This is a genomic window from Streptomyces pacificus, assembly GCF_011766325.1.
Classification (GTDB): domain Bacteria; phylum Actinomycetota; class Actinomycetes; order Streptomycetales; family Streptomycetaceae; genus Streptomyces; species Streptomyces pacificus.
The window spans coordinates 21,146-28,185 of record NZ_BLLG01000033.1; the positions used below are offsets into that span (position 1 = coordinate 21,146).

The window sequence follows — 7,040 nt, forward strand, 5'->3', positions numbered from 1 at the left end:
GCCGGTCCGGTCGCCGGGCGGGATACGAGCATGCCCGTCGACCACGCTGCCGCACCGGGAAACTCCAAGATCCCCGACAGAGTCGGGCCTATCTCAACCGCCCCGTCTCATTTCAAGCGCCCCGTGAGATGGTGCGCCGCTTTGAGTGCCATGGCGACGCTGGTGAGCGTGGGGTTCGAAGCAGTGGCCGTAGGGATGACCCCGTTCCCTCCGAGATAGAGGTTGTCGAAGCCCCAGACCCGGGAGTCGTTGTTCACTACGCTGATCCGCGGGTCCTTGCCCATGCGGACCGTTCCGGCGATGTGGTTGGGCAGGCCCAGCGTGGTGAACCGTGGCTCGGCTTGAGGTAGGAACCCGCCGAGCGCGGTGGCCGCCCGGAGCATGTCCTCCATCATTGCGTGCTGACGGGCGGCGTCGTCATCGCTGAACGAGAAGTCGAAGGTTGGCTGCGGCATGCCGTGGATGTCCGTATGTCTGTCGGAGAAGGTCACTCTGTTCTCCGGTCGGGGGTCGACGAGCCCGAACCACCGCAGGTCCGCGATCAGCCTGTCGTCGACATGCGGTACTTCCACACCGAACTGGAGGGCGTCACGGGTGATCTGACCATGCCACAGACGCCCCTCGGAGAGCGGTAGCCAGACGCTCGGTTCAGGGTCGCCCACCGGTACGGGCACATGGTCGTCAGGGAAGAGGTCGCGGTGCCGCTGCACGTCCGGAGCGAAGCGCGGATCCGTGCCCAGGCGATCCAACAACCTATCGAGAAGTACCACTTGGCAGAATGCCATCGGATGCTCGGTCAGATAGCGGCCGAGCGGATCCGGGCGGATCCCGGACGCCCAGAGCAACTGCGGTGTGAGGACCGCACCGGCGCAGACCACGAAGTGGTCCGCGGCGACACTGAGCTCTCGGGCCCCTTCGAGATCCCTCACTTCGGCGTGGTCGATCCGGGTCCCCGCGGAGTCCGGCACGAGTCGGGTGCACAGATGCTGCGGCAGAAGTGAGAAGTGGGCGTTGCCTTCAGCGATGTCCCCGAGAACCGTGTCGGCGCCGGCCCATGTCACCATCCCACCTTCTCCGCCACGGCGTTTGACCGCCAGCGGCAGGCTCTGTACCGCGTACTGCTCCGGAAGTTCGCTGAACTCGTCCCGCAGCGCGTCGATGATCAGCCTTTGCCGGACCGAGTGTTCGAACTCCCGGTTGCTCACGGTGAGAAGTGCCTCGGCCTCGGTGTAGCAGCGGTCCCATTCGTCCGAACCGATTCCTCCATAACGCTCCAGAACCGGATGGTGACGTGGAGTCGCGCAGGTCCAGTGCGTGGCCATGCCGCCCACTGCGTAGGAGGCCGAAGCGGCTGGGATGTTCCGGTACGGATCCTGATCGGGGTTCTCGTTGTGCCGGGCGCAGCCCCAGTTCGTCGGCAGCCCGTGGGCGCCCGCCGGATCGACTGCCAGTTCGGCATGCGCACTGTCGGGAACGGAAAGCGTGTACAAGTTTCCGCGTATGACCGAGGAGAAGAGGTTGTTGTCACGCTGGTAGATGTAGATGTTCTTCAGATTCGACCCGGGCCTTCGGGCGAGCTGAGCCCCTGCCTCCACCATGAGGACGTCGATACCGGCTCCCACCAATGTGCGGGCGAAACTGGCACCGACCGGCCCGGACCCCACGATCAGGACGTCCACGCGATAGTCCGTATGCGACATGACACCTCGCTCGGGTCGTGTTGAGGTTCCCCGGCTTGAGCTGGGCGTTCTCCTTGCGCAGGGCGGCGGGCTCCGCACACTCGGCGGTGGTGGGCATGCCGCCTCGGCCGCCGGTGTCGGCCTCGGCCCGGCAGTCAGATCCAGTTGCGCAGGGCCCCGTGGTGCACGCCGAACTCCCCGGCCATGCGGCGGATCACGGGCTTCGGCTCCGCGGTCCGGCACATCCGCACCGCACGCTCACGCAACACCAGCGGGCGCTTCCTCGGCGCCCGCATCGTCTGCGCTCCTCTCATGACACCCTGACCACCCATCCCCGGATATCGGGGGAACCCCATGTTCCCGCCGCTCCAACCAGTCAAGCCCTGTGCGGCACTATCCGGCAATCGCCGCTTCCAGAATATCGCGTGGGAGGGTTCCCGCACATGCGGCCGAAGGAGGCTTGGAATCAGCGGCCACACCAATCCGCGCGCCCCGAGCGGATTGGCGAACAACGAGGTCATCGGGGCTTGGCCGGCGGCAGGAACGCCCAGACCGCGGCGACCACGGCCAGCGCGATCACAGCCGTCACCGAGAACGCGAGCGCGAAATCACCCGCGTCTGGCTTCGGCCCGAGAATGACCACGAGTAGGGCGAGTCCGATGGCACCGCCCGTGTACTGCGTGGTGTTGATGAGGGCACTGCCCATCCCGCTCCTCTCTGGCGGCAGGTCGCGCGTACCGGTGATGAACGTCCCGGCGAAGGCCATCCCCTGTCCCAGCCCGCTGAGCAGGACACCCGGCAGGATCGCCGTGATGTACTCACCCGATGAGGACGCGGCGTAGGCCAGGACGGCCAGCCCGGACGCACCGATGCCGTAAGCCAGAGCGAGGAGGTGCCGCAGATCCCAGCGCCCGGCGAGCACACCGGTGACGATGTTGCCCACCCCGATGGTCAGGGCAAGGGGAAGAAAGGCGAGGCCGGCGGCAAGGGGGGTATATCCGCTTTCATTCTGCAGGTACAGGGTGAACAAGAAGAACTCCGCCCCGAAGCTCGCCCAGTAGAGAGCGGAAGCCAGGCATGCGACCTGGAGCGTTCGCACGCTGTAGAGCATGGCAGGGATGAGCGGGCGGGAACTGCGGCGTTGGTCCAGCCAGAACAGCGTCCCGGTCACACACGCCACGCCTGTCGTGGTGGCCACCTCCAGCCACCAGGTCCCCTCGCGGGCGATTTCCGTGAGCGACATGACAATCGCCACCAGGGTGGTGGACGCCAGCACCGCGCCACGGATGTCCAGAGAGTGCCGGGTGCCGCCCGCCGGACTGAGCAGAAGACGCCCTGCTGCGAGCAGACAGCCAGCGATGATCGGCAGATTGATCCAGAAGATCCACGGCCAGGATGCGAGGGTGAGGAGAACACCGCCGAGGACCACCCCCAGCGCGAGCCCCATCGCGCCCGTGGCCCCCCAGATACTCAGCGCGCGGTTCCGGGCCGGCCCCGGGGGGTACGCCGCATTGATCAGTGCGAGTGCGGCGGGCACCAGCAAGGCTGCCGCGATGCCCTGACACACCCGGGCCGCGATGAGCGGCAGGGCCGCTCCTGACACCGCCGCCCCGATGGAGGCCAGCGCGAACAGTGACTGCGCAGCGAGAAAGACGCGTCCTCCGCCGAGTGCGTCCACCAGTTGGCCGCCCAGCAGCAGGAATCCGGCGAAGAAGATCGCGTAGGCGCTGACGATCCACTGCAGGGAGGCTCCGGAGAAGCGGAGGTCTTCACCGATGTCGGGGAGCGAGATGTAGATGATCGAGAAGTCCAGGGCGATCAGCAACTGCGAACCGGCCAGTGCCGCCATGAGTTTGGGCCCGGCGTGGGCAGAGACGTCTCGAGACACAGGAGTCAACTCCGCGGTCGGGGGGAGAGGGACGGGCGCGGACGGTGAGCGAGGAGCCGGTGCCCTTGACACAGCCGGGCCGCACGGGCGCGGGCGGACGGAGCGTGTGCATGGCGCCGATGAGCCTGCCGCCTCGGCCGCTCATCTCGCTCAGCGAGGGCGGGGGCCGAGCGCCCCGATCGCCGGTGGCGTCGGAATGCTGTGCCCGACCGGATAGCCGAACACCAGGTTGCTTCGATCACGAAGACCCGGTTGCTCCCGGGGACCCCGGGCATGCCCTCCCTGACCCGCGTGATGGGTCGGGGCAGGGGTGGCGGATTCCCGACGCCGCAAACCAGCGCAGTAGTCCTGCTTCCTGCGGGGCCGACGGCGGCCTGCCCCCCGGGACTCGCTCCCCCGGGTGAATCATTCACCGGCTTCCGGGGGCCGGCGGTTCTCCGGGGGCCGGTCGCCAGACCGTGGAGGAGGGACCGGGCCGAGTTTCGTCCACAGGAGGAAGAGCCCCCCGAGCACCAGCATGCCGATTCCAGACCACAGATTGATGTTGATGCCCGCAGCCTTGGCGATCGCGGCGTCGGAGGCGGTGATCCCGGCGACGGTCATGATGATGCCGTAGACCCCGAACAGGGATCCGAGGACCAGCCGCAGATCGAACAGCCGCGACGCGGAGGCCGACTGCCGTTCGAGTTCCTCGATCCGTTCCAGTTCCTCGATCCGTTGCTGGAATTCGGACCCGCTCTCGGACTCGCTCACGACTGATCACCTCAGAAGGAGAAGGGGATGTAGCACAGGATTGCCAGGATGATCGCTCCCCAGCCCACCACCGCCGGCTTGCGGTACCAGGCGTCGTCGCCCCGGGACGGCGGTTCGGCCATGCCCGGCGATCGGGTGCCGTAGACCAGGCCGGCAAGCGTCTCGACGGGCTTCGGTTGGGTGAAGAGGGACACCGCCACGACCACGACCCCGCCGACGCAGAAGGCGACGATGGCGGAGACGAAGTTGGCGCCCTGGTCGCTGGGGATCGAGACGACTCCGCGTTCGTAGAGCCAGAAGTAGTTGATCATCGCGGCCAGCGTGCCGCACAGAAGGCCCCAGAAACCCGCCGCGGCCGTGGCCCGCTTCCAGAACATGCCCAAGATGAAGACGCAGAACAGCGGGACGTTGAAGAACGAGAACAGCGTCTGCAGGTAATTCATGATGTTATTGAAGGACGAGGCGATGAAGGCGGTCCCCATCCCGACGAACACACCAATCGCGGTGACAACGCGTCCCGTCGTCACGTAGTACCGGTCGGGGCGTCCCGGCTGCACGTACTGGCCCCAGATGTCGTAGGTGAAGACGGTGTTGAAGGAGGAGACGTTGGCTGCCATGCCGGCCATGAACGCGGCCAGCAAGCCGGTGATGGCGAGTCCGAGGACACCGTTGGGCAGCAGGTCGCGCATCAGTACCGGGATCGCGTCGTTGTACTGCAGATCGCTCCCGGGCTGGCCAAGAGTGGGCTCGGTCGCAAGGGCGATCAGCCCCGGGACGACCACGATGAGTGGAATCAAGAGCTTCGGATAGGCAGCGATCAGCGGAGTGCGTTGGGCGGCGGAGAGATTCCTGGCGGACAGCGCGCGCTGCACCTCGGCGAAGTTGGTGGTCCAGTAGCCGAAGCTCAGCACGAAGCCCAGGCCGAGAACGATGGTCAGCCAGTTGGCGCCCAGAGGGTTCGGGGAGCCGACTCCCGTCCCGTCCCACGCTGTGAGGAATTCCGCACCTTGTGTTTGGGTCAAGGAATCCATGAGACCGGACCAGCCGCCGACCTGCCTGAGCCCGATGACCGTGAGCGGGATGAGGGAAGCCAGGATCACGAAGAACTGCATCACCTCGTTGTAGATCGCCGAGGAGAGTCCGCCGAGGGTGATGTAGATGAGCACGAAGAGGCCCGCGACGACGATCGCCAGCGACTGCGGCCAACCGATCAGGGCCTCCAGCACGATCGCCATGGCATACAGGTTGACGCCTGCGATCAGCAGCGCAGCCACCGCGAAGATGACCGCGCTGAGCAGGTGAGAGGCCGGTCCGTAGCGGTGGCGCAGGAACTCCGGGACGGACCGGACCTTGGAGCCGTAGTAGAACGGCATCATCACCAGGCCGAGGAAGACCATGGCCGGCACAGCGCCGATCCAGTACCAGTGGACCGTGTACACACCGTACTGTGCGCCGTTGGCGGACATTCCCAGGATCTCGGTGGCTCCCAGGTTGGCCGCGATGAACGCCAGACCGGTGAGCCATGCGGGCAGCGACCGGCCGGCCAGGAAGAAGTCCAGGCTGGTGCGCACACTGCGACGGGCTGCGAATCCGATGGCCAGCACCACCACGAAATAGATCCCGAGGATTGCGTAGTCGAGTGCGTTGGTGGGGAGTCGCAACTCCTGTGCGAGGTAGTGCATGTGATCGTCCACTTCCCACGACGAACAGGCCGGTCGGGATTACAGGTCTGCTGATGCGCTCTCACAGAACCGGCCCCTCGGACCGCTTGCGTACGCGAGCGGCGTGGAGGTCTCCGGTAGGGCGCAGTACAGCCGTGTGCGCTCTCATCAGGCCGGGATCGGCGCCCGGGGGTGCAGGCGCGCGGGCGGAGCCGCTCGGCATATCCCGATAGAGCGGGAGACGGGCCCGACGCGCTGTTGTTGGGCGGGTGGGCCGCCGCCGGACAGGACGGCGCAGTTGCGGCCGGTACGGTGGCACGCACGGAGGTCGGGCCGACCACGGGATGACGCCGCCCTGGTCGACGGCGATGCGCCGAACAGACCTTCCTTCGGGGCCGCAGTCGAATGCATACCCGCACCTTGGCGGTCCTACCGGAACCGGGCAAGCGACACGCGGCAGGTACCACTTCAGCTGATCCATCTGGCCTCCGGGCGGGGCTTTGGCCCAAGACCAGGTAATCGGGGTCTTCGAACTTGAGCGGTGCAGGTCGGCGTCCGCACTGACTGTCTGTCACAATTCGTGACCAGTAGTGTGGTTGTCACCCCTGGAGGCAGTACGCCCGTGGTCCTGGTTGATCATTTCTGTTCCCTACGCAGAAGGATCACCGGGGAGCCACGGGCTTGGTCAATGAATCGTCCCGGGTTCGTTAGAGATCTCAGATTGTGGTGATGATCTGGGGTCTCGTGGATTCGGTGTAGTAGCCGGCTTCGTACTCGACGGGCGGAATGCGGACTGTCTCACCGCGGAGCCGCCGGTGGTTGTACCAGTCGACCCATTCAGCAGTGGCCAACTCGACCTGGGAGAGTGTCTTCCAGGGCCGCCGGGGTTTGATCAATTCGGTCTTGTACAGGCCGATCACCGACTCCATCAGGGCGTTGGCGTGATCCGTCGACTGCTCAGGTTCCGGACTCTGGAGATGCAGGCGGGGTGCGGGTGACGCACCCGTTCCACCCGCTGTTTGGACGGGAGTTGGAGTTCATCGAGCGCCGTCAGTGCTG

The 7,040-nt window shown here is 66.2% G+C and carries 7 protein-coding genes; 1 reads left to right on the forward strand and 6 read right to left on the reverse strand.

Features of this window, described 5'->3' with window-relative positions; genetic code table 11:
• Nucleotides 1-107: 107 nt before the first annotated feature.
• The 6 genes from SCWH03_RS27685 to SCWH03_RS29710 all read right to left on the reverse strand — a co-directional run bounded on the left by SCWH03_RS27685 (nt 108) and on the right by SCWH03_RS29710 (nt 6,964).
• The gene (locus SCWH03_RS27685) at nt 108-1,679 is read right to left on the reverse strand and encodes a GMC oxidoreductase (protein ID WP_254077077.1); all 1,572 of its coding nucleotides are present in this window, start codon (nt 1,677-1,679) and stop codon (nt 108-110) included.
• A gap of 155 nt (nt 1,680-1,834) precedes the next feature.
• Nucleotides 1,835-1,993 (reverse strand): helix-turn-helix domain-containing protein, encoded by a 159-nt coding sequence (locus SCWH03_RS27690; protein WP_173267570.1) that lies wholly within the window; start codon nt 1,991-1,993, stop codon nt 1,835-1,837.
• A gap of 203 nt (nt 1,994-2,196) precedes the next feature.
• Entirely contained in the window at nt 2,197-3,567 is a 1,371-nt protein-coding gene (locus tag SCWH03_RS27695; RefSeq protein ID WP_173267572.1) for an MFS transporter, read from the reverse strand.
• Nucleotides 3,568-3,972: 405 nt separating this feature from the next.
• The gene (locus SCWH03_RS27700; RefSeq protein WP_254077078.1) at nt 3,973-4,320 is read right to left on the reverse strand and encodes a hypothetical protein; all 348 of its coding nucleotides are present in this window, start codon (nt 4,318-4,320) and stop codon (nt 3,973-3,975) included.
• An 11-nt stretch (nt 4,321-4,331) separates the two neighbouring features.
• Nucleotides 4,332-6,002 (reverse strand): sodium:solute symporter family protein, encoded by a 1,671-nt coding sequence (locus SCWH03_RS27705; RefSeq protein WP_173267574.1) that lies wholly within the window; start codon nt 6,000-6,002, stop codon nt 4,332-4,334.
• Nucleotides 6,003-6,697: 695 nt separating this feature from the next.
• Entirely contained in the window at nt 6,698-6,964 is a 267-nt protein-coding gene (locus SCWH03_RS29710; RefSeq protein WP_371872807.1) for an integrase core domain-containing protein, read from the reverse strand.
• An 11-nt stretch (nt 6,965-6,975) separates the two neighbouring features.
• On the opposite strand from SCWH03_RS29710, the gene SCWH03_RS30000 reads away from it, so the two are divergent.
• On the forward strand, nt 6,976-7,040 hold a 65-nt coding region (locus tag SCWH03_RS30000; RefSeq protein WP_371872808.1), incomplete at its 3' end, for a DUF5372 family protein.

Bases quoted from the DNA above. Each gene is read 5' to 3' on its own strand.
- SCWH03_RS27705 (WP_173267574.1), bottom strand. From the start codon at position 6,002: ATGCACTACCTCGCACAGGAGTTGCGACTCCCCACCAACGCACTCGAC.
- SCWH03_RS27690 (WP_173267570.1), bottom strand. From the start codon at position 1,993: ATGAGAGGAGCGCAGACGATGCGGGCGCCGAGGAAGCGCCCGCTGGTG.